This window comes from Amycolatopsis cihanbeyliensis (assembly GCF_006715045.1).
GTDB lineage: Bacteria > Actinomycetota > Actinomycetes > Mycobacteriales > Pseudonocardiaceae > Amycolatopsis > Amycolatopsis cihanbeyliensis.
On record NZ_VFML01000001.1, the window covers coordinates 4,315,807 to 4,338,386 of the forward strand.

24 protein-coding genes are annotated in these 22,580 nt (G+C 69.3%); 13 read left to right on the forward strand and 11 right to left on the reverse strand.

Translation table 11 applies throughout. The features are described from left to right. Nucleotides 1-62 precede the first annotated feature (62 nt). Nucleotides 63-803: a lysophospholipid acyltransferase family protein gene (locus tag FB471_RS19595; protein ID WP_141999884.1), complete on the forward strand. Its 741-nt coding sequence runs from the start codon at nucleotides 63-65 to the stop codon at nucleotides 801-803. A gap of 94 nt (nucleotides 804-897) precedes the next feature. Here FB471_RS19595 and FB471_RS19600 read toward each other — a convergent pair whose 3' ends face one another. Together FB471_RS19600 and FB471_RS19605 are read right to left on the reverse strand one after the other, a co-directional pair. Continuing rightward, nucleotides 898-1,395, reverse strand: a complete 498-nt coding sequence (locus FB471_RS19600; protein ID WP_141999885.1) for a hypothetical protein — start codon at nucleotides 1,393-1,395, stop codon at nucleotides 898-900. Between the two features lie 57 nt (nucleotides 1,396-1,452). Beyond that, the gene (locus FB471_RS19605; RefSeq protein WP_141999886.1) at nucleotides 1,453-2,265 is read right to left on the reverse strand and encodes an HAD family hydrolase; all 813 of its coding nucleotides are present in this window, start codon (nucleotides 2,263-2,265) and stop codon (nucleotides 1,453-1,455) included. A gap of 65 nt (nucleotides 2,266-2,330) precedes the next feature. On the opposite strand from FB471_RS19605, the gene FB471_RS19610 reads away from it, so the two are divergent. Beyond that, on the forward strand, nucleotides 2,331-3,224 hold the full coding sequence (locus FB471_RS19610; protein ID WP_141999887.1) for an LLM class flavin-dependent oxidoreductase: 894 nt from the start codon (nucleotides 2,331-2,333) through the stop codon (nucleotides 3,222-3,224). Nucleotides 3,225-3,409: 185 nt separating this feature from the next. Here the strand turns inward: FB471_RS19610 and FB471_RS19615 are convergent, their stop codons facing one another. Further along, on the reverse strand, nucleotides 3,410-5,389 hold the full coding sequence (locus FB471_RS19615; protein WP_141999888.1) for a DUF6541 family protein: 1,980 nt from the start codon (nucleotides 5,387-5,389) through the stop codon (nucleotides 3,410-3,412). Between the two features lie 155 nt (nucleotides 5,390-5,544). Here FB471_RS19615 and glf point away from each other — a divergent pair, with 155 nt between their 5' ends. From glf to FB471_RS19635, 4 genes are all read left to right on the forward strand, one after another. Then, nucleotides 5,545-6,768: a UDP-galactopyranose mutase gene (gene glf / locus FB471_RS19620; RefSeq protein ID WP_211358070.1), complete on the forward strand. Its 1,224-nt coding sequence runs from the start codon at nucleotides 5,545-5,547 to the stop codon at nucleotides 6,766-6,768. Next, nucleotides 6,761-7,309 (forward strand): phosphatase PAP2 family protein, encoded by a 549-nt coding sequence (locus FB471_RS19625; RefSeq protein ID WP_141999890.1) that lies wholly within the window; start codon nucleotides 6,761-6,763, stop codon nucleotides 7,307-7,309. The genes glf and FB471_RS19625 overlap by 8 nt, the downstream gene beginning before the upstream one ends. Further along, nucleotides 7,306-8,229, forward strand: coding sequence for a decaprenyl-phosphate phosphoribosyltransferase (locus FB471_RS19630; protein WP_141999891.1), 924 nt, complete (start codon nucleotides 7,306-7,308; stop codon nucleotides 8,227-8,229). Before FB471_RS19625 ends, FB471_RS19630 begins: the two co-directional genes overlap by 4 nt. Before the next feature lie 61 nt (nucleotides 8,230-8,290). Next, nucleotides 8,291-9,811, forward strand: a complete 1,521-nt coding sequence (locus FB471_RS19635) for a hypothetical protein (RefSeq protein ID WP_246076486.1) — start codon at nucleotides 8,291-8,293, stop codon at nucleotides 9,809-9,811. A gap of 47 nt (nucleotides 9,812-9,858) precedes the next feature. On the opposite strand, the gene FB471_RS19640 is transcribed toward FB471_RS19635, so the two are convergent. From FB471_RS19640 to dprE1, 3 genes are read right to left on the reverse strand one after another with little or no spacing between them, the layout of a single operon-like run. Continuing rightward, nucleotides 9,859-10,110: a YbaB/EbfC family nucleoid-associated protein gene (locus FB471_RS19640; RefSeq protein ID WP_141999892.1), complete on the reverse strand. Its 252-nt coding sequence runs from the start codon at nucleotides 10,108-10,110 to the stop codon at nucleotides 9,859-9,861. Between the two features lie 45 nt (nucleotides 10,111-10,155). Next, nucleotides 10,156-10,911, reverse strand: a complete 756-nt coding sequence (dprE2, locus tag FB471_RS19645; RefSeq protein WP_141999893.1) for a decaprenylphospho-beta-D-erythro-pentofuranosid-2-ulose 2-reductase — start codon at nucleotides 10,909-10,911, stop codon at nucleotides 10,156-10,158. Beyond that, complete coding sequence (dprE1, locus tag FB471_RS19650; RefSeq protein ID WP_281287408.1) at nucleotides 10,908-12,278, reverse strand: decaprenylphosphoryl-beta-D-ribose oxidase; 1,371 nt, start codon at nucleotides 12,276-12,278, stop codon at nucleotides 10,908-10,910. The genes dprE2 and dprE1 overlap by 4 nt, the downstream gene beginning before the upstream one ends. A gap of 159 nt (nucleotides 12,279-12,437) precedes the next feature. Here dprE1 and FB471_RS19655 point away from each other — a divergent pair, with 159 nt between their 5' ends. Further along, nucleotides 12,438-12,908 (forward strand): GtrA family protein, encoded by a 471-nt coding sequence (locus tag FB471_RS19655; protein ID WP_141999894.1) that lies wholly within the window; start codon nucleotides 12,438-12,440, stop codon nucleotides 12,906-12,908. A gap of 66 nt (nucleotides 12,909-12,974) precedes the next feature. Next, on the forward strand, nucleotides 12,975-14,957 hold the full coding sequence (locus tag FB471_RS19660) for a glycosyltransferase (RefSeq protein ID WP_141999895.1): 1,983 nt from the start codon (nucleotides 12,975-12,977) through the stop codon (nucleotides 14,955-14,957). A 10-nt stretch (nucleotides 14,958-14,967) separates the two neighbouring features. Here FB471_RS19660 and FB471_RS19665 read toward each other — a convergent pair whose 3' ends face one another. Then, entirely contained in the window at nucleotides 14,968-15,213 is a 246-nt protein-coding gene (locus FB471_RS19665) for a hypothetical protein (protein ID WP_141999896.1), read from the reverse strand. A 189-nt stretch (nucleotides 15,214-15,402) separates the two neighbouring features. Between FB471_RS19665 and FB471_RS19670 the strand changes: the two genes are divergently transcribed. After that, nucleotides 15,403-16,176, forward strand: a complete 774-nt coding sequence (locus FB471_RS19670; protein WP_141999897.1) for an ESX secretion-associated protein EspG — start codon at nucleotides 15,403-15,405, stop codon at nucleotides 16,174-16,176. A 33-nt stretch (nucleotides 16,177-16,209) separates the two neighbouring features. Here FB471_RS19670 and glfT1 read toward each other — a convergent pair whose 3' ends face one another. Genes glfT1 through FB471_RS19690 form a run of 4 tightly spaced genes read right to left on the reverse strand, consistent with a single transcriptional unit; the run spans nucleotide 16,210 to nucleotide 19,740 of the window. Next, complete coding sequence (gene glfT1, locus FB471_RS19675; protein ID WP_142002176.1) at nucleotides 16,210-17,127, reverse strand: galactofuranosyltransferase GlfT1; 918 nt, start codon at nucleotides 17,125-17,127, stop codon at nucleotides 16,210-16,212. Beyond that, nucleotides 17,127-17,942, reverse strand: a complete 816-nt coding sequence (gene wzt, locus FB471_RS19680; RefSeq protein ID WP_141999898.1) for a galactan export ABC transporter ATP-binding subunit Wzt/RfbE — start codon at nucleotides 17,940-17,942, stop codon at nucleotides 17,127-17,129. The genes glfT1 and wzt overlap by 1 nt, the downstream gene beginning before the upstream one ends. A 3-nt stretch (nucleotides 17,943-17,945) precedes the next feature. Next, nucleotides 17,946-18,878, reverse strand: coding sequence for a galactan export ABC transporter permease subunit Wzm/RfbD (gene wzm / locus FB471_RS19685; protein WP_141999899.1), 933 nt, complete (start codon nucleotides 18,876-18,878; stop codon nucleotides 17,946-17,948). Between the two features lie 25 nt (nucleotides 18,879-18,903). Then, the gene (locus FB471_RS19690) at nucleotides 18,904-19,740 is read right to left on the reverse strand and encodes a class I SAM-dependent methyltransferase (RefSeq protein ID WP_170220868.1); all 837 of its coding nucleotides are present in this window, start codon (nucleotides 19,738-19,740) and stop codon (nucleotides 18,904-18,906) included. 160 nt (nucleotides 19,741-19,900) lie between these two features. Between FB471_RS19690 and FB471_RS19695 the strand changes: the two genes are divergently transcribed. The 4 genes from FB471_RS19695 to pseI are packed head-to-tail and all read left to right on the forward strand — an operon-like array spanning nucleotide 19,901 to nucleotide 22,580. Next, nucleotides 19,901-20,530, forward strand: a complete 630-nt coding sequence (locus FB471_RS19695; protein WP_142002180.1) for a glycosyltransferase family 29 protein — start codon at nucleotides 19,901-19,903, stop codon at nucleotides 20,528-20,530. A gap of 37 nt (nucleotides 20,531-20,567) precedes the next feature. Further along, complete coding sequence (locus tag FB471_RS19700) at nucleotides 20,568-21,014, forward strand: hypothetical protein (protein WP_141999900.1); 447 nt, start codon at nucleotides 20,568-20,570, stop codon at nucleotides 21,012-21,014. A gap of 4 nt (nucleotides 21,015-21,018) precedes the next feature. Continuing rightward, nucleotides 21,019-21,522, forward strand: a complete 504-nt coding sequence (locus FB471_RS19705; protein ID WP_141999901.1) for a GNAT family N-acetyltransferase — start codon at nucleotides 21,019-21,021, stop codon at nucleotides 21,520-21,522. Next, nucleotides 21,522-22,580, forward strand: a complete 1,059-nt coding sequence (pseI, locus tag FB471_RS19710) for a pseudaminic acid synthase (protein ID WP_141999902.1) — start codon at nucleotides 21,522-21,524, stop codon at nucleotides 22,578-22,580. The genes FB471_RS19705 and pseI overlap by 1 nt, the downstream gene beginning before the upstream one ends.

Sequence of the window (22,580 nt, forward strand, 5' to 3'; positions counted from 1 at the left end):
AGGTGATCCAGGGAACCTACGGAAACGTAGGTTCCCTGGTCGCGCTCGCGTAGCCTGGAAAGATGGCTGAGTTCGTATACCCGCCCGTCGTGCTGGCGGCCAAGGCGATGTTCCGGGTACTGGACCTGCGGCTGCGGGTGGACGGCGCGGAACACATCCCGGCCGAGGGCGGCGCGGTGATCGCGTGCAACCACGTGAGCTACCTGGACTTCGTCTTCTGCGGGCTCGGCGCGCAACCGGCCGACCGGCTGGTGCGGTTCATGGCGAAGCGGGAGATCTTCGCCAACCGCATCGCGGGGCCGCTGATGCGCGGGATGCACCACATCCCGGTGGACCGCGCGGCCGGTAAGGAGTCCTACGACGAGGCGGTGCGGCGGCTGCGTGCCGGCGAGGTCGTCGGCGTCTTCCCGGAGGCCACGATCAGCAGGTCGTTCACGGTGAAGGGGCTCAAGTCCGGGGCGGTGCGGATGGCGGTGGAAGCGAACGTGCCAGTGGTGCCGATGGCGGTGTGGGGCACCCACCGGTTGTGGACGAAGGGGCGGCCGCGCACGCTGACCAAGCGGCACCTGCCCATCTCCATCCTGGTCGGGGAGCCGATGCGGCCGGGCGCCGATGAGGACCCCGAGGTGCGCACCAAGGACCTGCGGGTGCGCATGTCCGGCCTGGTGGAGCGGGTCCAGGCCGAGTACCCCGACTCCCCGGCGGGCGAGGAGGATCGGTGGTGGCTGCCCGCGCATCTCGGCGGCACGGCGCCCACCCCGGAGCAGGCCGCGGAGCTGGACAACCGGCGCCCGGAGTCCTGACGAGGCGCTGGTTAAGAAGGTGGCTGCCTGAGGTGATGCGTGGGCGCGCGCCTTCTAAAAACACGGTCCGGGGCACCGCTACCGGGGCACTGCCTCAGGTGGTGAACAGCCACCAGTGCACCACCGGGCGGTCCGGGTCGGCCCGGTCGACCAGCACCTTCCGGTTGACCCGCTGTGTGCGGCCCCCGCCGGGGGCCAGTACATCCTGCCCGGACACGATCTCGTCCCCGGTGCCGAACTCGAGCCCGTCCACCGGCCGCTGGTGGACCTCCCGGCCCGGGGTCAGTGCCGTGGTGAACCCGGAACCGGTGAGCATGGCCTCGACCGAGTCCGGCGGGGTGGCGAAGGCCAGCACGTACATATCGTCGATACCGGACTGATGCTGCACCCCGAGCACCTCGGCGTCCGCCGGGACGGCGAGCCCGCCGAACGCGACCGCCTCCTGGACGACCCCCTGATCGGTGGTTGCGGTCTCCCCGGCCGATCGTTCCGGCACGCGATCCTCCCCGGTCGATCCCTGACCGCAGCCGGCCAGCGCGAGGGCGGCAAGGGTCACGGCGGCCACCAGCAGCAGTACCGCGGAGTTATCCACAGTTTTGGGAACAATCCCCAGCCCCTGTGGACAACCTTGGGGACGACCCGTGGCCACCTAGAACCAGCGCTCCAGCACCTGCGCGACGCCGTCCTCGGAGTTGGGGGCGGTCACCTCGTCGGCCGCCGCCCGGACCACGGGGTGCGCGTTGGCCATCGCCACCCCGTGCCCCGCCCAGCCCAGCATCGCCAGGTCGTTGGGCATGTCCCCGAAGGCGATGATCCGGTCCTGTTCCACCGCGAGGCGCTCGGCCACCTCGGCCAGCCCGGTCGCCTTGGTGATCCCGGGCGCGGACAGCTCGATCAACCCGGCGCCGGTGGAGAATGTGATGTTCACCGCATCGCCCAGTGCCGCCTCGGCCGCTTCCACCATCTCGTCCGAGTTCATTCCGGCCCTGCTCACCAGCAGTTTCACCGCCTTGTGCCCGAGTACCTCGCCACGTGGTGCGGTCATTCCCTCCCCGTCGCCCCACGGGTTGTAGTACTCGTGCTCGATCACGAAATGCCGAAGTCCCTGGTCAGCGGCTCGTGTCCCGGTCCGTTCGGCGGCGAGCCGGCAGCCGGGCAGCGCGTGTTCCAGCGCATCGGCCAGGTCGTGCAGCAGCACCGGCTCGAGCCCGTGCACACCGAGCACCCGGTCCGCGCCGATGTCGTAGAGCACCGCGCCGTTGGCGCACACGGCGTAGCCGGTCAGCCCCGCCGCGCAGGCGATCGGTGGGATCCACCGCGGCGGCCGGCCGCTGACGAGCACGAACGGCGTTCCGTCCGCGATCACCCGGTGTACCAGGGAACGGGTGCGGGAGCTGAGCTCCTCGGTCGGAGTGAGCAGGGTTCCGTCGACGTCCGAGGCGATCAGTTGAGGTTTGTCCACAGGTCCATCATCCCGGATGCCGACCGTCGCCAAGCACTGTCGGCGGTTACTACTACCTTGGCCACGTGCGCGTTGGCATTGTGATTCTTCCGGAAGACCGTTGGTGGGCAGCCGAGCCCAAGTGGCGTGCGGCCGAGGAGTACGGCTTCGACCACGCCTGGACCTACGACCACCTGGGCTGGAGATCGCTGGTCGACGGGCCGTGGTTCGATGCCGTGCCCACGTTGACCGCGGCCGCGACCGTCACCTCCAGGCTCCGACTGGGCACTTTCGTCGCCTCCCCGAACTTCCGGCACCCGGTGCCGTTCATGCGGGAGCTGAACACCCTGGACGACGTCGCGGACGGCCGCATCGTCGTCGGGCTCGGCGCGGGCTCGGCCTCCTACGACGCGCGGGTGCTCGGCCACCCCGAGCTGTCCGCCAAGCAGCGGGCGGATCGGTTCATCGAGTTCACCGAGGCGCTGGACGGCCTGCTCACCACGGACAAGTTCGACTACCAGGGCAGCTACTTCACCGCGGTCGGCGCCCGTAACCTGCCGGGCCCGGTGCAGCGCCCGCGGATGCCCTTCCTGATCGCCGCGAACGGGCCCCGCACGATGCGGGTGGTCACCCGCTTCGGCGGTGGCTGGGTGACCACCGGGCGCAGCTCCGAGTCGATGGAGGAGTGGTGGCGCAGCATCGGCGAGCTCACCGGGCGGTTCGAGGAGGTGCTCGGGAAGAGCGACCGGGACCCCGCGGAGATCCACCGGTACCTCAGCCTGGACGCCGCCCCGCAGTACTCGATGACCAGTGCGCAGGCGTTCGCCGACGCGGCGGGGCGGGCGGCCGAGCTCGGCTTCACCGACGTCGTCGCGCACTGGCCGCGCAGCACCGGCCCGTACCAGGGGCACGAGGCGGTACTGGAACAGATCGTCGAGGACGTACTACCGGAGTTGCAGGACTCTAGTCCAACCGGGTGAGGCTTGGTTGGTTGTGAAACCAGCTCCCACCATGGCGCGTCGATTCTGACGCACAGGGAGTAACAGTGGGACGGTTCGCCCGCGGCGCGGTGATATCTCAAGCGGGCGAACGGGTGCTTCCCCGGGGGGTTGGGGAACCGCGGTTCCCGTGCGGTGGCAGGGGGAGACCTACCGCACGGGAACCGTCATCCCGGCTGGCGAAGCGCGTAGATGACCGCGTCCGAGTTGCGGTAGACCTGCTTCAGGAAGGGCAGCCCTTCCAGGTCCCGCAAGCCGGGTTCGGGAGGCAGGTCGGGCAGTACCGAGCCGGAGCCGAGCAGCACGTGCCGGATGTTCAACCGCCGCACGGCGGCCCGCACCTTCGGGTCCTGTTGGTACTCGCGGAAGTGCGCGGCGAGGTAGGCCGCGTCCGGCGGGACGACATTCGCGTCGTAGTGGCCGGCGACCGGCCGGACTCCGGTGATCGCGTACAGCCAGGCCGTGCCGTCGGTGCGGCCGTTGAGCACCATCTCGCCGGGGCGCGCCAGCTCGCCCATCCGCAGCATCGCGGCCACCTCGTCCCTGGTCACCGGGATATCGGTGTACCGGGACTCGGGCCAGTTCTGGTAGGCGAAGCCGACCACCCTGGCGTTCGCCGTGGAGTAGAAGCCGTTGGTGACCACCGCCATGGTCACGATCAGCAGTACCGCGCTGGCCGGCCCGAGTGCGTTGGCCGGTGCCCCGGCCGAGGTGCGCTGCCGGGCCAGCGAGGTGCCTGCCGCCCACTTGGCGAGCAGCCGCTGCGCCTCGGCGAGGCCGTGCGCGGCCAGCAGGCACAGCGGGATCGCGGCCAGCGCCATCAGCCGGTAGCGGTCGTTCCACCACGGCCGGGAGAAGGTGATCACCCAGGGCAGCCCGCCGTAACTGGCCACCAGCACGAAGATCCCGGACAGCAGCAGCGCGGAGAACCCGATCCAGCGCAGCCGGTGCAGCGTGCGGATCATCAGCACCCCGACGAGCAGGCACGCCGAAAGCCAGATCAGCGCCGGGGTGAGGAACTGGCGGAACAGCACCAGCTGGGAGACCGCTTCCAGGAGCGGAACGTCCGAGGCCCAGGGGTTGTACGGGAAGCTGCCGGAACCGAAGCTGACCGCGCCGAGCAGGTGTGGGGCCGCGAGCAGCGCGGCCCCCAGCCCCACCGGGGCCACCCTGGCCAGGTCGGCGAGCGGTTTGCCCTCCCGGCGCCACCAGCGTTGCACCACCAGCGGGAAGGCGAACAGGATCGCGCCCACCAGGGCGCTGGTGTGTGCCACCAGCAGGCCCACCCCGGCCAGCGCGAGCACCATCCCGGTGTCCGGTGCGGGCCGGCGCAGGAACCGGTCCAGGGCGAGGGCGGCCAGCGGGGTCAGCACGATGCCCAGCGCGAACGGCAGCAGCCCGCTGGACACCGACTCGTACGCGCCGGAGGTGGCCGCGCCGGCCACGACGGCCGCGCTGCCTGCCAGCACGGCCCGGCCGCCGAACTGGCGCACCATGGCCACCATGGACAGTGCGAACAGGCCGGCGACCGGCACCGTGACCGCGTTCAGCACGGTGGGCACCGCGGCCCCGGACAGCGTGTAGACCAGGCTGCCGACCAGGTGATAGCCGTTGGGGTAGTAGGAGCCGTCCGGGTACCAGTTGATCGTGCTCATCCCGAACAGCGAGCCGTCGCCGGTCTCGGCGATGTAGCGGATGCCGTTGGCGTGGTAGACGGTGTCCCAGCGCTGGAAGATCGCGCTGGCGCCGCCGGCCGCGGACAGCACGACGATCACCGAGAGCACGGTCGCCAGCAGCACGCAGGCCCCGACCGCGAGATGCGCTCGCCGGCTCCAGGGCACCGGTGGCCGGTCCGGTTCGCCCGGGGCCCAGCCGCGGGCCTGCGCCAGCCTGCGCAGGCCCAGTGCCGCGGCGGCCAGAAGCAGCACGACAGCCGCGGCGGTACCGGGGTTGAACGGCAGCCCGACGACCGCCAGCCACGGACCGGCCAGGCCGGCTGCCAGATACGTGAACAACGGCGCCATGCCGAATAGTGCCCAGCCGCGAAGACCGGCGGCCCAGCCGAGGAATCCCCCCGGTAGCAGGAGGACGATCAGGTAGACCCCGATCGTGCTGGCGTAGATCCAGATCGAATCCGGTGTTGGCACTGGTGGTAACTACTTCTACTCGGTGTCTGATGCGGAACGCGCGACCGCGAACGCGCCTACGGGCCGTGACCTACGCGCCAGGGCCATTGCATGTCCCTCCCGGTTATCCATGGGCGTTGTGCTCCGTTTCCGGCGCGCCGGTAGCCTGTGCGCCCGTGAGCGCGCACACGAACCCCAGCAAGATTACTGAAGACGATTTCACCGGTTACGACCTGATCGTGGTCGGCTCCGGCTTCTTCGGTCTCACCGTCGCCGAGCGGGCGGCGACGCAGCTCGACAAGCGGGTCCTCGTCCTGGAACGGCGGGAGCACATCGGCGGCAACGCCTATTCCGAACCCGAGCCGGAGACCGGCATCGAGGTGCACCGGTACGGCGCGCACCTGTTCCACACCTCGAACAAGCGGGTATGGGACTACGTCAACCAGTTCACCGATTTCACGAACTACCAGCACCGGGTGTTCGCGAAGTATCAGGGCCAGGTCTACTCGTTGCCGATGAACCTGGGACTGATCAACCAGTTCTTCGGCAAGTCGCATACGCCGGACGAGGCGCGCGAGCTGATCGCGCAGCAGGCCAGCGAGATCGACACCAAGGACGCGCAGAACCTCGAGGAAAAGGGGATCTCGCTGATCGGCCGCCCGCTGTACGAGGCGTTCATCCGCGGGTACACGGCCAAGCAGTGGCAGACCGACCCCAAGGAGCTCTCGGCCTCGATCATCACCAGGCTCCCGGTGCGCTACACCTTCGACAACCGCTACTTCAACGACACCTACGAGGGTCTTCCGGTCGACGGCTACACCGCCTGGCTGGAGCGGATGGCCGACCACCCGAACATCGAGGTCCGGCTGAACGTGGACTACTTCGACGTGCGGGAGGCCATCCCGGCAGGCACCCCCACGCTCTACACCGGGCCGCTGGACCGCTACTTCGGCTACGTCGAGGGCAGCCTCGGCTGGCGCACCCTGGACTTCGAGCAGGAGGTCGTGCCCACCGGCGACTTCCAGGGCACCTCGGTGATGAACTACAGCGACGAGCACGTGCCCTACACCCGGATCCACGAGTTCCGGCACTTCCACCCCGAGCGCGACTACCCCAAGGACAAGACGGTGATCGTCCGGGAGTACTCGCGGTTCGCCGGGGACACCGACGAGCCGTACTACCCGATCAACACCCAGGAGGACCGGGAGAAGCTGGAGCGCTACCGGGAGTTGGCCAAGCGCGAGGCCACGGAGCGCAACGTGCTCTTCGGCGGGCGGCTCGGCACCTACAAGTACCTGGACATGCACATGGCGATCGGTTCGGCGCTCGCGGCGTTCGACAACAAGATCGGACCGCATCTCGCCGACGGCGCACCGCTGGACGGGTCGCTCGATGCTTGAGCGAGCTCCCGAAGAGGCACAGGGCGGCGCGAGCGCGCCGCCCTCGGGTGAGGTCGCGTTGCTGGCCAGGGTGCAGGACGTGCTGGCGAGCCCGCAGGCGGTCACGGCCGCTCGCGGGCTCTCCCACTTCGGCGAGCACAGCGCGGGCTGGTTCGCCCTCGGGCTGCTCGGCGCCGCGGTGGACCGGCGGCGCCGCCGGGACTGGCTCACCGCGGCCGCCGGGGTCGTCGGTGCGCACGCCGCCTCGATCGCGGTCAAGCGGGTGGTGCGCAGGCGGCGGCCGGAGCACGAGTCGGTGTGGGTGCTGGTCGGCACCCCGAGCCGGTTGAGCTTCCCTTCCTCGCATGCGACATCCACCACAGCGGCGGCGGTGCTCTACTCGGGTACGACCGGGCGTAACCTCGTTCCCGTACTCGTGCCGCCGATGCTCGCCTCCCGACTGGTGCTCGGTGTGCACTACCCGACCGACGTGCTGGCCGGCGCGGCGCTTGGCGGCGTGCTCGGCGCACTGCTGCGACGGAAGTTGAACAGGCATTCATGAGTGAGGCGACCGAGCGGGTGGAGCCCGCCGTGACCCCCCGCAGGGGCCCGGTGGGCGGTGTGCTGGGCGTGCTGAAGACCGCCCGGCCACGGCAATGGGTGAAGAACGTCCTGGTCTTCGCGGCGCCGTTCACCGGCGTGCAGCTCGGGGACGGTGCGGTGCTCCTGGACGCGGCGATCGCATTCGTGGCGTTCTCGCTCGTCGCCTCCTCGGTATACCTGATCAACGACGCGGTGGATGTGGAGGCCGACCGGGCGCATCCGACCAAGCGCAACCGGCCGATCGCCGCCGGGGTGGTGCCGGTGCGGGTGGCCTACGCGGCCGCCGTGCTGTTCTTCGCCGGTGGGATGGCGGTCGGCCTGCTCGCCAATCCGAAGCTGCTGATCGTGCTGGGTGTGTACGAGGCGATCCAGCTCGGTTACTGCTTCGGGTTGAAGCACCAGCCGGTGATCGATCTCGCGATCGTGGGTTCCGGCTTCCTGATGCGGCTGATCGCCGGTGGCGTCGCGACCGGTATCTCGCTGTCCCAGTGGTTCCTGCTGGTCACCGCGTTCGGCTCGCTGTTCATGGTGGCCGGCAAGCGCTACGCCGAGGTGATGCTGTTCGAGCGCACCGGCGCGAAGATCCGGTCCTCGTTGAAGAAGTACTCGGCGAGCTACCTGCGCTTCGTCTGGGCCACCTCGGCCGCGATCCTGATCATGTCCTACTGCCTGTGGGCGTTCGAGCAGCAGCAGCGGGCGCCGGAGTCGGTGTGGGCGGTCATCTCGATCGTGCCACTGGTGCTCGCGGTGCTGCGCTACGCCGTGGACGTGGACGGCGGCAATGCGGGCGAACCGGAGGAGATCGCCCTGCGCGACCGGGTGCTCCAGGTGCTCGGCGCTTCCTGGATGGCGAGCCTGGTGATCTCCTACTACCTGTGAATCACCACCCAAAACCGATTAGATAACAGGGAAGTCACAGCTACGTCGTACAGTGGCGTGGATGTCGCAGCACCCGTTGAGCGTCACTAGTACACACAGTGGTTCTGGTGACTACCGGCAGTGGCCCTCGTGGGGGACGCCCGCGGTGGTGGCCCTGTTCTCCACCGCAGCCTTCCTCGTCGTCCGCACGCACCTGATCGACGACACCTACATCACCCTGGCCTACGCCGAGAACCTCGCCTTCCACGGGCACTGGGGACTGATCGACGAGGGCACCTCGAACACCGCCACCTCGCCGCTGAACGTGCTGCTGCTGGCGGTCGTCACGGTGCTGGTCCGGGACGCCGTGTTCGCCGCGGGGGTGCTGTTCGTCGCCTGCCAGGTGGTGTTGCTGCTCGGGCTGCGCAGGCTCGGCACGAGCATCGGCCTGCCCCGCTGGTTCGCCCCGATGAGCGTCGGCCTGCTGACCGTGAACCCGTTGTTGCTGTCCTCGGTGGGTCTGGAGATCGCACTCGGCGCGGCGGCGCTGTCCTGGCTGGTGGTGTGCGCGACCGAGCGGCGGCCGGCCGCTCTGGGTGCCGTGGCCGGCTTGCTCGCCCTGATCCGCCTGGACCTGCTGGTGTTCGTGGTGGTGATCGTGCTCGCCCGCAGGCGGTTCTGGGTCGGCGCCCTGCGCTCACTCGCCGCCTTCGCCGCGGTGGCCCTGCCGTGGTTCCTGTTCAGCTGGTTCGTCCTCGGATCGGCGGTGCCGGACACGCTGATCATCAAGACCCTGCAGCGGTCCTGGGGCGAATGGAGCTTCTCCACCGGGGTTGAGCTCTACCTGCGGCGCTACCCGCAGGCCACGCTGCTGTCCTTCCTGCCCGCGCTGGCCGGTGGCGTACTGGGACTGCCCTGGTTGATCGGGGTGCTGCGGGGTGCGGCCAAGGCCCGTTCGCTGCTGCCGTTCGCCGCGCTCGCGGTGGGTGGGGTGCTGCACTACGCCGCCTACATGTGGCTGGATGTGCCGCCGTACCACTGGTACTACGGCCCGAGCATCATCGCTGCCACGGTGTTCCTGGTCGCGATGAGCGCCCGCTGGACCCCGCACCTCGGCCTGGCGGCCCCGGCCGTGTTGACCGCGGCCAGTGTCGCGGTGTACGCCGCGCCAGGCCTGCCGCGCGACTTCCCGCCGATGACCACCAACCACGCCAGCTCGCAGCGCTACCTGGAGATCGGCACCCAGATCGGCCGGATCGTGCCCGGTGCGACCGTGCACAGCGCGGGCGAGGTCGGTGCCCTTGCCTACGCCTGTTCCTGCGCCCTGGTGGACCTGTTCTCCGACCGCGGCGCGGTCGGCCCGGCCATCACCGAGCGGGAGGATCGCAGCGGTCCGATCGGGCGCGCGCTGTTGGAGGTGAACTTCGAGTTCCTGGACCGGGGGGTGCGCCCCGCCCACCCCGAGTTCGTGCTGGAGACCACCCCGGTGGCCGCCCCGCCGCGCGCGCTGGCCAGTTGGACCATCACCTCGCCCTGGGTCGGCACCCGGCAGCTCTACCTGGTCCGGGCGGTCGACGCCCGCGCCCCGAACGCCCAGTGGTGACTCGGCGTTGTTTTCGAAACGCGCGTCACGAGCGGCGCCACGGGGGCTCAGTGCCGGGATCTGCGGCGCTGCGCCGCGGAGGGCCGGGGCGGCGGCAGCCTGCGCGTGGCGGCGGAGGGGGCCGGAGTGGCCTCGCCCGCCCGCTCGGTCGCCACGCGGATCGCCTCCAGCAGTTCCCGCTGGAGCTGGGTGTGCGGGCGTTGCGTGGCTTCCGGCGTCAGTCGCAGGTCGACCACGGCCCCGGTGGGCGTGACCGTGACCGCGACCGAACCGTCCGCGTTACTGGCCTCCCCGTGCATACACTTAATGTAGGCCGGTCACTCGGCCGGGTGAAGCGCGGGTGGTCAGATGGGCAGCCTGCGGAAGATCGGCCGGGGAACGTGCCGCAGGGCCGACATCACGAGCCGGAACTGGGCGGGAGCCCACACCAGCTCCTTGCGCTTGCGTACCGCGTCCACCGCGACCTCGGCGACCTGCTCGGCGGTCTGCTCCAGCGGCGCCTTGGCCATCCCCTCGGTCATCTTGGTCTTCACCTGACCGGGCCGCACCACGGTGACCCGCACGCCGTGCGGGCGCAGCGCCTCGCCCAGCCCGAGGTAGAACCCGTCGAACCCGGCCTTGGTGGAGCCGTAGAGGAAGTTCGCCCGGCGAACCCGCTCGCCGGCCACGGAGGACAGCGCGAGCACCGCGCCGTGCCCCTGCTTCTTCAGCCGGTCGGCCAGCGCCACCCCGACCGACACCGCCGCGGTGTAGTTCACCGAGGCCAGCTCGACCGCCTTGGCATGGTCCTGCCAGACCTGCTCGGCGTCGCCCAGCAGTCCAAAGGCGACGACCGTCAGGTCGATATCACCGTCGCCGAACGACTTGTCGATCACGGCGGGGTGCGCGGCGGTGTCCTGGGCGTCGAAATCCACACAGGACACCTCGGCGCCCGCCGTGCGCAGCCGCTCGGCCGCGGCGTCCAGCCGGGGCGAGGGCCGGGCCGCGAGCACGATCCGCAACGGTCGTGCGGCGAGGTAGCGCTCCGCGACGGCGAGCGCGATGTCCGAGGTGCCGCCGAGCAGCAGCAGTGACTGGGGATTGCCTACAGCGTCGATCACAGGTTCAACCTTCGTGCCATATCCGAGGCGAAAACGCCGTCCGGGTCGTATGCGTTGCGAATCTTGCGCCACTCGTCGAGGCGCGGGTAGCCCTGCTGGATCGCCTCCGGCGAGGCACGGGACTCCTTGGCCAGGTAGTGCCGCCCACCCGCGTCCAGCACCATCGTGTCCAGCTCGGCGCACAGCTCGGTGAGGCCGCGCCCGACCGGAATGTCCACGCACAGGGTCCAGCCGGGCTTGGGGAAGGACAGCGGCGCCTGGTTACCCTCGCCGAACCGTTTGAGCACGTTCAGCGCCGAGACCTGGCCGCGCTCGGTCATCGCGGCCAGCGCCGAGCGGATCACGTCCGCGCGTTCCAGCGGCACCACGAACTGGTACTGCAGGAAGCCGTGCGGCCCGTAGCCGCGGTTCCACTCGCCGATGATGTCCAGCGGGTGCAGGAACTGGGTGATGTTCTGCACCGCGCCCAGCTTGGTCGGCGACTTGCGGTACCAGAGCTCGCTGAAGACCCGGCCGGTGAACCTGTTCAGCAGGCCGGGCGGGAACACGTTCGGCACGGTGAGCAGCTGCGGGGCGTCGAACTTCAGCGGGTTCGCCCGCAGCTTCTTCGGCAGGTCCTCGAGCTTGGCGTGGTTCGCCCTGGTGAGCAACCCGCGGCCGAAGTGCGGTCCGGTGGTCACCGCGTCGAACCAGGACACCGACTCGGCGTACTTCTCGTCGTCGGTGGACTGCCGCTCCATCAGCTCGTCCAGGTTGTCGATCTGCTCGGTGTCCACCACGAAGTAGGCGGTCTCGACCTGTTCGAGGCGCAGCGTGGCGCGCAGCACGATCCCGGTGAGCCCCATCCCGCCCACGGTGGCCCAGAACAGTTCGGACTCGGCGCCCTCCGGGGTGAGCGTGCGTACCCGGCCGTCCGCGGTGAGCAGGTCCATGGACAGCACGTGGTTGCCGAAGCTGCCGACCACGTGGTGCGCCTTGCCGTGGATGTCCGCGCCGATCGCGCCGCCGATGGTGACCTGCCGGGTGCCCGGCAGCACCGGGATCCACAGGCCGAACGGCAGCGCCGCGCGCATCAGGGTGTCCAGGCTGACCCCGGCGTCGACCACGACCGTCCCGCTGTCGGCGTCCACCGAGTGGATCCGGTCCAGCGCGGTCATGTCGATCACCAGGCCGCCCGCGTTCTGCGCGGGGTCGCCGTAGGAGCGGCCCAGCCCGCGGGCGATCACGCCGCGATCGCCCGATTCGGCGACGGCGCGCGCGATGCGGTCGATGTCGGGGGTGCTCAGCACCTCGGCGACCGTCGGCGCGGTACGCCCCCAGCCGGTGAGGGCCTTTCGCTCGGTGTTTGCTCGGATCGCTGCGCTCACTCGCCCCAGGGTAGCGATGCCCGGAACATGATCGTGTGGTGACCGCTTCTACACTGTATTACCGCAGGCGCGCCGCCGCGTACCTTGCCAAGGGGAGTTCCGCGACGGCCCTTACACTTTCCCGCGTCGAGACGAAACCAGACCGGCGAGGTTGATGCAGTGGTGGCGACGGATCCATACGCAGAAGTCGACCCGGCCCGATCGGCCTCGCCCGGACTGCCCGGCCAGCTGATCCGGTTCGCGCTCATCGGCGGATTCTGTGCCCTGCTGGACTTCGGTACCTACCAGGGGCTACTCGCGCTGGGCATGGTCACCGCCCCGTGGGTGGATCTGGCGCGGGCGATGAGTTTCGTGGTCGGCACCAGCACCGCCTTCTTTCTTAACCGCAAATTCACATTCGCCGGTGGACACCGGAACGGTGTCGGGCAGATCGGCGGTTTCGTCCTGCTGTACACGGTGACGTTCTTCGTCGCGGTGGGGATGAACCGTTGGATGCTGTACCTGTTGCCGGACTTCGAACCACGAACCAGCGTCGCCTGGGTCATCTCGCAGGCAACCGCCACCACTATCAACTTCGTCATGCTGAAGTGGGTCGTGTTCCGCGAGCCGCGCCCCGAACGCACACAGTGAATGGCCCACCGTGCCGGGCCTGTACCTTGGCAGCGGTGTTCGAGTCTTTTGGAGGACTGAGGTCTGATGCCCGGTAAAGCAGCAGCGGCCACGCGGAAGTCGGCCGGGAACGGCGCGGCGGCCGCGGAGCCGGCCGAAGCCGAGGTGTTCGCCGAGCGCGCCCCGCGGGGCAGGCTGCTCGCGCAGCGCGGCCTCTACGCGGGTCCCTCGGACCTGGTCAGCAAGGACCTCTACGCCGAGGTGGTCGAGGGCGTGGTCGCCCGCGACCGTGGCGGCATCACCCTCGAGCCCTCCGCCCTGGTGTCCGGCAACACCTACTTCGGACGTTTCCCGGCCAGCTACTGGCAGCGCTGGACCGAGGTGCGGCAGGTAAGGGTGGAAGCCGTGGTGAGCGGTTCGGGCAGGCTCGCCGTGGGCGCCTCCGACCCGGACGGCGAGTCGCGGGTGGTGGCCACGTACACCGCGCGGGACGCCGAGCGGGCCACGGTCGTCCTCGAGGCGAAGATCGACCGTTTCCTCGACGGCGGCGCGCTCTGGCTGGACCTGGAGACCGAGGCGGGCGAGCGGCTGACCGTCGAGGGCGTGCGGTGGACCGTCGAGCCGCCGGAGCGGATCCGGCCGACCGCGGTGACCATCTGCACGATGAACCGGGTGGACGACTGCCTCGCCACCCTGAAGTCGCTGGCCGGCGACATGTCCTCGCTGGAGACCCTGGACGCCATCTATGTCGCCGACCAGGGCAGTGACCCGGTGGAGTCCCGGGAGGACTTCGCCGAGGTCGCCGCGGAGCTGGGCGACAAGCTGCACTACATCCGGCAGCCGAACCTCGGCGGCGCGGGCGGGTTCACCCGCGGGTTGTACGAGGTCGCCGGGCGCCTGGCGGAGGCGGACGGGTTGGCGGGGCCGGGACACCAGGACAGCGCTGTGACCGAGCACGCGAACGTGCTGTTCATGGACGACGACGTGCTGCTGGAGCCCGATCTGGTGATCCGGCTGACGGCGTTCTCGAACAAGGCCGCGAACCCGATGATCGTGGGTGGGCAGATGCTCAACCTGCTGCACCCGAACCAGCTGCACGTCGGTGCCGAGTACGCCCGGCTGAACACTCTCGAGCCCGGCCAGCCGGTCGAGCACAGCCTCACCACCGCCGACCTGCTCGGTGTGGACGAGGAGACCGGCAAGCCGAACCGCCAGGAGCGGCGCCTGGACGCCGGGTACAACGGCTGGTGGTCCTGCCTGATCCCGTACGAGGTGGTGCGGGAGGTCGGCTACCCGATGCCGTACTTCTTCCAGTGGGACGATGCCGAGTACAGCTACCGGGCACGGGCGCACGGCTTCCCCACGGTGACGCTGCCCGGCGCCGGGGTGTGGCACGCGGACTTCCACTGGAAGGACTGGGACGAGTGGCACCGCTACTTCAACCTGCGCAACTCCATCATCACCGCCGCGCTGCACAGCCCGTTCAACCTGAACGTCCTGGCCAGGGTGCTGCTCGCGCAGGTGGTCCGGTACCTGCTCAGCATGCAGTACGGCCTCACCGCGACCTTGATCAAAGCCGTCGAGGACTTCCTGGAGGGCCCGGAGATCCTGGCCGACGGCGGGGTCGCGGCGATGAAGGAGATCCGGGAGATCCGGGCGCGGTACCCGGAGACCCACCGGTACCCGGCCACCGACGTTCCCGGGATCGCCTCGAGCGACATCGGCATCATCAACACCGGCCCGCGGCCCAGCCTGCAGCGCGCGGTGCTGCTCAAGCGGGTGCTCAACCGGTTGCTCGGCAAGCACACGCACGCCCTCGGCGCGATCCCGACCGACGAGGCGCACTGGTGGCACGTGTCGCTGTTCGAGACGGCGGTGGTCACCGACGCCAACCAGGAGGGCGTCCGGGTGCGCCGCTACGACCGCGCCCGCATGTTCGAGCTCGCCAAGCAGACGGTCCGGGTGCTCCAGCGGCTGCGCAAGGAAGGGCACGCCGTGCAGGAGCAGTACAAGCGGGCCATGCCCGAACTGACCAGCCGAGCCAACTGGACCCGTCTCTACCGCCTCTGACCCCCTCGGGTCATCGGTGCATGCCGAACACGGTGCCCTTGCGCTGCATGTCGTCCACGTAGGTGACGGCGACGTGGGCGAAGTTCACCGTCACCGTCATACCGTCCCTGGTGCGCACGGGTTCCACGGCGTTGTGCTTGACCAGCTGGGCCAGCTTGGGCTCAAGCCGTTGCGCCTCCTCGGTTTCCAGGCTGAACAGCAACGGTTCACCGCCCGCTGTCAGATGCAGTACCAGTGCGAGCTTCTCATCGGCCATGTAGCCAAGAACAGCAGGTCACGATGAGCAGCGACAAGGCGGTTCGCTGACAGCGGAGGCCCGGCAAGGCGGTGCTTCCCGCGCCGATCGTGCTGGTCCGCACGTTCGGAGCGATCCGGCTGCGCGGCGGATCCGGCGTCGGCTAACGTGCTGTTCGAAGGCCGATACCCGAGGGGGGAGCACGAGGTCATGGCGCATTCGTTCTCGCTGTCGCTGGCAGCGGTGGACATCCTGCTGGAGCACTGCGGGCTCGGCGCCGCACCCTTCCCCTTTCAGCTACCGCAGATCGGCACCACGAAAACCCAGCGGGCCCAGGTCAGGGATGCCGTGTTCCGCGACCTGGAATCCCGCGGACTGGCGCACTCCGGCCGGCTGGACGAGGACGCCGAGCTCGCACTGCGCACCATCGTGCGCGCGCCAGTGGCGATCACCGCGGCCGCCCAGCTCGCCGATGACAAGAAGCTGTTCGCCCGGGTCAGCTCGGACGGGCGGTTCGCCGTGCTGGCCCGGCAGGACGAGAACCTGCTGGTGTTCGAGGAGACCCGGCCGACCGGCCTGGTGACCGCGATCGTCGACCTGCTCCCGCTGACGCCTGCGGCCGCGGGGCAGTCGGTGACCGTCCCCCGCCCGGCGCCGAGCAGCCAGCCGCGGCGGCAGGCCGAGGACGGCGGCTATGACCCGTTCGGTGGCGTGAGCGGCCCGCGTGGGGGCGGACAGTTACGCATGGTGGAACGGATCTTCGAGAAGCCGAAGAAGCGGCTCGGCCAGTTCACCGCCCTGGTGCAGGGTCAGGACGGCCGGCAGGCCCCGCTCGGCCCGCTGGCCTGGTTCGACACCGAGGACGGCCGCTACCTGAACACCATGCACCAGGCCGGCGACGGCCAGCAGTGGATCACCTACGCCCCCGCTGACAACGCGCGGATCGCGCAGCAGTTGTACTCCCAGCTCGAGGGCTATCTCTGACGCGCTGACCCGGACCGCGCCGAGCGCGGGTCGTCAGTAGCGGAAGAACCGCTCCCTGCGCCCCTGGCGGACCAGGCGCAGCCACTGCAGGAAGGCCTTCGGGTCGCGCTTCACCCCGATGAAGTACAGGCCGAAGCGCAACACCTCCAGCGCCCCGATCTTCCGCATCCCGGGCTGGGCGAGCAGGTAGCCGCGGTTGCGGTAGGTGTAGTACCGCTTCACCTCGTTCTCCGGGTCCTGCGCGTGGAAGCGGCCGCCGAGCATCGGTTTGAACTCGTCCGAGCCGTTCGGGTGCAGGTAGGTCGCCTGGAGCGAGGTGCCGAAGGGCAGGCCGGAGCGGACCAGCCTGCGGTGCAGCTCGACCTCGTCCCCGCGGAAGAACAGGCGCAGGTCCGGCACGCCGACCACCTCGAGCGTGCCGGCGCGGAACAGCGCGCCGTTCATCAGGGAGGCGATGCCGGGCAGGAAGTCGGCACCGAGTTCGGCCGCGGACCGTTTCCAGCTCAGCCCGCGGCGCAGCGGGAAGGCCAGCTTCTCCGGGCTGTCGATGTTGGCCACGACCGGCGAGACCTCGGCCAGGTTCCGGGTACGTGCCTCGTTCAGCAACACCGCGAGCACGTGCTCGTCCGCCGGCCGCCCGTCGTCGTCGGCCAGCCAGATCCAGCCGGCGCCGAGGGACAGCGCGTGCAGCATGCCGAGGGCGAACCCGCCCGCGCCGCCCAGGTTGCGGTGCGAGGGCAGGTAGGTGGCCGGAAGCCCGCAGGCCCGCACGACCTCCCGCGCGGGCTGGTCGGGACCGTTGTCCACCACGACGAGGTGGTCGACCGGGTGGCTCTGGGTCGCGATGATCTTGAGCGAGTCGGTGAGCAACTCGCGCCGGTGCCGGGTGACCACCACGGCCACCACCGCTTCCGCGCCGAGCGGGGCCTGCTCCGGCCCGCCGCCGGACATCATCCCTCGCCCTTGGCCGCGAGCGTCTGCTCGGTCCCGATCCGGGCGGCGGCCTCGGCGCTGAGGTTCTCGAACGGGTCCTTGCCCTTGTACGCCGTCAGTACCTCGCGCAGCCCGCCGCGCATCCGCATGTGTCCCTCGTCCATCCAGATCGCCGAGGTGCACAGCTCCAGCAGCAGGTCGTCCTGATGCGAGGCGAACACCAGCAGGCCGGAGCGGCGGACCAGGTCCACCAGCCGGTTCCTGGCCTTGTTCAGGAAGGCCGCGTCCACCGCGCCGATACCCTCGTCGAGCAGCAGGATCTCCGGGTCGATCGAGGTGACCACGCCCAGCGCCAGCCGCACCCGCATCCCGGTGGAGTAGGTACGCAACGGCATCGCCAGGTAGTCGCCGAGTTCGGTGAACTCGGCGATGTCGTCGATCCGCTTCTCCATCTGCTTGCGGCTCATCCCGAGGTAAAGGCCCCGGATCATGATGTTCTCGTAGCCGGAGATCTCCGGGTCGAGCCCGACACCGAGGTCGAAAACGGGCGCGACCCTGCCGACGATACTGGCGTGGCCGCGGGTCGGCTCGTAGATGCCGGACAGCAGTCGCAGCAGGGTGGACTTGCCCGCCCCGTTGTGCCCGACCAGCCCGATGCGGTCCCCGTCGTTGATCGACAAGGTGATGTCGTGCAGTGCCTCGATGATCGGCACCCTGCTCTCGGTGCCGATCTTGCCGCCGACCTTGCCGAGCACCTTCTTCTTCAGCGATCGGGTCTTGGCGTCGAAAATCGGAAAATCGACGTAAGCTTCGCGAACCTCAATGCTGACCATCAGTCACACCCAATACGAGACGCGAGAACGATAGTTGCGCATCACCAGGAGCGCCAGGCCCCAGCCGACCACCGCGAAGCCGGCCACGATCACCCAGTGATGCCAGCTCTGCTCGTTGCCGATCAGCGGTGCGCGCACGATCTGGATGAAGTGGTACAGCGGGTTCAGCTCGGCGACCAGATCGCGCCAGCCGACCGATTCGCCGAACCGGTCCCGGAGGATGTCGGTGGACCAGACGATCGGGGTCATGAAGAACATCAGGTTGATCAGGCTGCTGACCACCTGCGGGATGTCCCGGAACCGGGTGGAGGCGATGCCGAACAGCAGCACCACCCAGCCCGCGTTGATCGCGATCAGGGCGAACCCCGGGATGGCCAGGAACGCCGACCAGCCCAGACCGGGCTGAGGTACGCCGTTGTCCGTGATGGTGTATCCCGGCTCGGTGATCCCGTTCCAGAAGATCGCCAGCACCACGAAGTAGATGATCAGGTTGTGGACGAACATGATGCTCTGCCGCCACACCGTGCGCAGCACGTAGACGGAGAGCGGGGCGGGCAGGTGCTTGATCAGCCCCTCGTTCGCGATGAACGTGTCGGTGCCCTCGGTGAGGTTGCCGAGCAGGAAGTGCCAGACGATGAACCCGACGGTGATGTAGGGCAGGTACGTCGAGATCTCGGAATCGAACAGCTGCGAGTAGAGCAGGCCGAGGCCGAGCGCCGTGATGCCCATGCTGATGGTGATCCACAGCGGCCCGAGTACCGAGCGGCGGTAGCGCTGCTTGATGTCCTGCCAACCGAGATGGCTCCACAGTTCGCGCTGCCGGAAGCCGGTTCTGAGGTCGGCGAACGCTCTGGCGAAGGAGCGCCGGTCGGGCGCCGGCTTCGACGGCGTCCCAGCGGCGGTGTCTACTGGGTGAACAGTGCTGGTGGCGTGCACGAGAAACGAGGGTACCGGCGGTGCCCTAGCGGCCCTCCGCCTGGCCGGTCATCCCGGTGACACGCACGACTACCTGCCTGTCCTCGTACGTGCACGCCTCGTAGGTGAACGACACGCCGGTCCGCTCCACGTACTCCAGCCAGGCCCGGTACTCGTGCCGCTGCCAGCCGGGGTAGTTGTAGAACTCGTCGAACACGATCACGCTGCCCGGCTCGAGCCGAGGCCCGACCTGTTCGAGGACCGTCCTTGCCGAGCTGTACAGGTCGCTGTCGACGTGCAGGAAGTCGACCCGGCCCCGGTGTGCCGCGAGAAAGTCCGGCAGGGTGTCGGCGAAGAGCCCCACCACGAGGTGGGCTCCCGGCACCTCGGGAAGGTCGTCGCGGGCGAACGCCCCGGCAGGCACCCCGGCGAGCCAGTCCTCCGGCAGCCCCTCGAACGAGTCGAAGCCGTACACCTGGTTGTCGGCGCGTTGCGCCGCGATGAGTTTGAGTGTGTTTCCGGAGGCGACCCCGAACTCCAGGGCCATACCCCCGGAAGGAGCGAGCGAGAGGCCGTATTCCAACGTCTCCTGCGGTCGCCCGAAGTGCCGCGCGCCGACCAGGTGTTCCTGGGCGAACCGGGCGCTCTCCCGCGCCGCTTCGACGTCCCCGGCGTAGACGATGTCGCGCCTCGTGCGGATCTCGAACTCGACAACCCGGTCGAGCACGCGCTGTGCCTGGCCTGCGACCTCGGCACGGAGCGCGGCGAGCTCGCCCTCCAGCCGGTCGAGGCGTTCCGCATGCGCGCGGTCGTCCGGCCGGAGAACCCGGTTGACCATGCGGGTCATCCCCGCGCGGATCGCGTGTCGTGAGTATTTCGTCATCGGCCACCTCTGCCTGTCGAAGTCTGCGATGCTAGGCGGTCGGCAGCGGACTGCCCCGAGTCCGCAACGTGACACGATTCGGTGTTATCGCTGCCCGGTCGTACTGGTAGCTTGTCGCGTCATGGAATCCGCCGTCTCGGACGTCGCCGCGCCGAGCCTGATGGTGAGCCTGCTACAGGCCTACGCGGATCGGCCGGACCCGCGCTCGGTCGCGGTCGTCGGTAACCAGCCGCTACCCCCGAACACTCAGCGTGCCAAGGCGATCGACGCCTGCGACCTGGTGTTCCGGGTGAACGGTTTCGTCCGCGACGAGCCGGAGGGGCCACCGACCGTGGGTAGCCGCACACATGTCGTGGTGTTCAACCGCGCCCTGCGTGCGACCCGCTGGGTGTTCGAGAACTACCGCAGCCGACTGTACCTGCTGGTCGAGCCAGGTCGGTTGCTGTGGGAACCGGAGGACATCCCGCCGTGGTGGCCGAGGGACCTCGGTTTCGTCCCGGTGTCCAACCGGGAGGTGACCCTGCCGCTTTCCGAGGCGCTCGGGCTCGCCACGAAGGAGGAAGGCGCCTGGGCCACCACCGGCACCATGGCTGCCTGGATCGCGCGCACCACCTTTCCCCGCGCGGACCTTGTCCTGTCCGGCTTCTCCTTTATCGATGATCCGGACCAGACGCACTGGGAACACGCGGCGGGAGACTCGTGCAAGGTGGGACCCGAGCACCGGATCGCCGCGGAGGGCAGGCTGTTGGACTCCTGGACCAAGACCGGCAACACTGAACTGTTGCGCTGATTCCACCGAGCATCACAGCATCACAGAAGGAAACCGTATGCCTTCGTTCCACCTCCGCGAGCGCGTGGCGAAGAGACTCGCCAGGCTTGTCGACTTCCGCATCGAGGAACGCCTCCGGGAGCGTGTCCCGCAACTCGAGGACCGGGTCACCGAGCAGGAACACTGCACAGCGGACCACCGGCGCAGGCTGGACGCCCTTGAGGCGGGTCTCGAACACGCACGCGGTGACCTGCGCTGGACCCGCAGTGAGCTCGACCGGCTGATGCCACAGGTCGCGGCGCTCGAGGCGGCGCTGGAGACCCTGCGGGAGAAGGCGGCGCTCACCCCGGTCGCGGACAAGCCGGAACTCGCCGAGGCGCGGTCGCTGATCGAGGAGATCCAGCACCAGCATGCCCAGATCCGGGTCCGGCTGACCGGGATCGCCAGGTACGAGGACCGGCTGCGGAAGCTGGAGGAGCACGCCGGCGCCGGCGTCGCGGAGTAACCGGGTGCTGCGTCCGGCCACCGAAGAGGATGCGGAGTCGATTCGCCGCTGGCGCAACCACCCCAAGGTGCGCGGAGCCAGCTTCACCACCCACGAGATCGGGGTGGACGAGCATCGCGCCTGGTGGGACGCGATATCCGCGGACTTGACCCGCCGTGTCCTGATCTACGAACGTGCGGGTGTACCCGCGGGGGTGGTGATCTTCGTCGGGCTGGACGCCGAGGTCACGGAATGGAACAAGTACCTCGATGTCGAAGGGCTCGGCGAGGACCGGAGCGCGGCCTGGGTCGAGCTGGAGTACGAGGCGATCGACTACGCCTTCGACGTGCTGGGTGTTCGGACGCTCGGCGCGGCCACCTTGGCGAGCAACACCCCGGTGCTCCGGCTGCACCAGCAGGTCGGCTTCACCGAGGTGCGGCGGTACCTTCGGGAGGTCGACGGGGAACCGCGCGAGGTCGTGTGGAACGAACTGACCCCGGCCGAGGTGCGCAGGGTGAAGGGAATGTGATGTCCAACCGTCGCGGAGTCCGGATCGGTGCGCGCACGATCGGGCCCGAACACGCGCCGTTCGTGATCGCCGAAATGTCCGGAAACCACAACGGGGAGTTCGATCGGGCACTGGCCATCGTGGACGCGGTGGCCGGTGCGGGTGCGCACGCGCTGAAGTTGCAGACCTACCGGGCGGACACCATCACCATCGATGTCGACACCCCCGAGTTCCGGATCACCAACGAGAACTCCCCGTGGCACGGTGAGAACCTGTACGCCCTCTACGACCGGGCACATACCCCGTGGGAATGGCACGAACCGATCTTCCGGCGGGCGCGCGAGCACGGTCTCGAGGTCTTCTCCAGCCCGTTCGACCCGACCGCCGTCGATCTGCTGGAGTCGCTGGACACGGCCGCCTACAAGATCGCGTCCTCCGAGATCGTCGACCTGCCGTTGATCGAACTCTGCGCGCGCACCGGAAAGCCACTGATCATCTCGACCGGCAAGGCGAGTGTCGCCGAGATCGACGCGGCCGTGACCACGGCAAGGGAAGCCGGAAACGACCAGCTGATCGTGCTGGGTTGCACGGCTTCGTACCCGGCCCCGCCGGAGGAGAGCAACCTGCGCGCGCTGCCGGTCCTTGCCGAGGCCTTCGACGTCCTGGTGGGGCTTTCCGACCACACCCCGGGGATCGGGGTGCCACTGGCCTCCGTCCCGCTGGGGGCCTGTGCCATCGAGAAGCACGTGACCATGTCCAGGAAGGACGGTGGCGTCGACTCCGCGTTCTCCCTGGAGCCCACCGAGCTGGCCGCACTGGTGACGGAAAGCGAACGTGGCTGGCAGGCTCTCGGCGAAACCGGGATCGGTCCCAAGCCGAGCGAGCGGGCCGGTCTGCGGATCCGCCGTTCGCTGTATGTGGTACGGGACGTGCGCGCGGGTGAGCCGGTGACCGAGCACAATGTACGTTCCATCCGTCCCGCGGGTGGGCTGCCGCCCGCGGACCTGGCGACGGTGCTCGGGCGCACGTTCCGGGCGGACGCCCCCAGGGGCACCCCGCTCACCTGGGACCTGGTGTAG

Coding starts and splice junctions, on each gene's coding strand:
- FB471_RS19640 (WP_141999892.1), bottom strand. CDS start 10,110: ATGCACGGGGAGGCCAGTAACGCGGACGGTTCGGTCGCGGTCACGGTC.
- FB471_RS19635 (WP_246076486.1), top strand. CDS start 8,291: ATGTCGCAGCACCCGTTGAGCGTCACTAGTACACACAGTGGTTCTGGT.
- glfT1 (WP_142002176.1), bottom strand. CDS start 17,127: ATGTCCGGCGGCGGGCCGGAGCAGGCCCCGCTCGGCGCGGAAGCGGTG.
- FB471_RS19630 (WP_141999891.1), top strand. CDS start 7,306: ATGAGTGAGGCGACCGAGCGGGTGGAGCCCGCCGTGACCCCCCGCAGG.
- FB471_RS19695 (WP_142002180.1), top strand. CDS start 19,901: ATGGTGAGCCTGCTACAGGCCTACGCGGATCGGCCGGACCCGCGCTCG.
- FB471_RS19700 (WP_141999900.1), top strand. CDS start 20,568: ATGCCTTCGTTCCACCTCCGCGAGCGCGTGGCGAAGAGACTCGCCAGG.
- FB471_RS19665 (WP_141999896.1), bottom strand. CDS start 15,213: ATGGCCGATGAGAAGCTCGCACTGGTACTGCATCTGACAGCGGGCGGT.
- FB471_RS19595 (WP_141999884.1), top strand. CDS start 63: ATGGCTGAGTTCGTATACCCGCCCGTCGTGCTGGCGGCCAAGGCGATG.
- FB471_RS19660 (WP_141999895.1), top strand. CDS start 12,975: ATGCCCGGTAAAGCAGCAGCGGCCACGCGGAAGTCGGCCGGGAACGGC.
- FB471_RS19670 (WP_141999897.1), top strand. CDS start 15,403: ATGGCGCATTCGTTCTCGCTGTCGCTGGCAGCGGTGGACATCCTGCTG.
- wzt (WP_141999898.1), bottom strand. CDS start 17,942: ATGGTCAGCATTGAGGTTCGCGAAGCTTACGTCGATTTTCCGATTTTC.
- FB471_RS19625 (WP_141999890.1), top strand. CDS start 6,761: ATGCTTGAGCGAGCTCCCGAAGAGGCACAGGGCGGCGCGAGCGCGCCG.
- FB471_RS19690 (WP_170220868.1), bottom strand. CDS start 19,740: ATGACGAAATACTCACGACACGCGATCCGCGCGGGGATGACCCGCATG.
- pseI (WP_141999902.1), top strand. CDS start 21,522: ATGTCCAACCGTCGCGGAGTCCGGATCGGTGCGCGCACGATCGGGCCC.